The organism is Mycobacterium sp. NGS40 (assembly GCF_059812735.1).
The window spans coordinates 1-335 of sequence record NZ_JCALDG010000139.1 but is presented as its reverse complement, the minus strand read 5'-3'; the positions used below and the strand labels follow the sequence as shown (position 1 = coordinate 335).

Annotated in this window: 1 protein-coding gene; it reads right to left on the bottom strand. The window is 62.1% G+C overall.

The window, feature by feature from the left end; translation table 11 throughout:
• A partial coding sequence (locus AC5Y5O_RS32300) for an FAD-dependent oxidoreductase (protein ID WP_500028785.1) occupies positions 1-335 on the bottom strand: 335 nt, incomplete at both ends.

Sequence of the window (335 nt, the reverse complement as noted above, 5' to 3'; positions counted from 1 at the left end):
GCAGCGCTCCACGGTGCGGGTCCATGGCCCGGTCGCCGGCCAGCTGACGCGCTCCCAGGCCGCTGCAGTTGACGATGAGGTCAGCTCCGTATTCGGAAAGCAACCGATCCTCGTGTTCCTCGAGCGGACCGGAGATACTTGCCCGGATGGCCTTGACACCCTCGGCCTCGGCTTGGCTGGCCAGCCAGGTTAGGTATCTGTCGGTATTTATGGTGGGTGCCAAATGCGAATACGCGTCGACGACCCCGGCGTTCGGGTTGACACCGTGGGCTTCGATCAGTGCGGCGTCATGCACGAACCCCGGTACATACTTTTCGAGCTCGAGCATTTTCTCT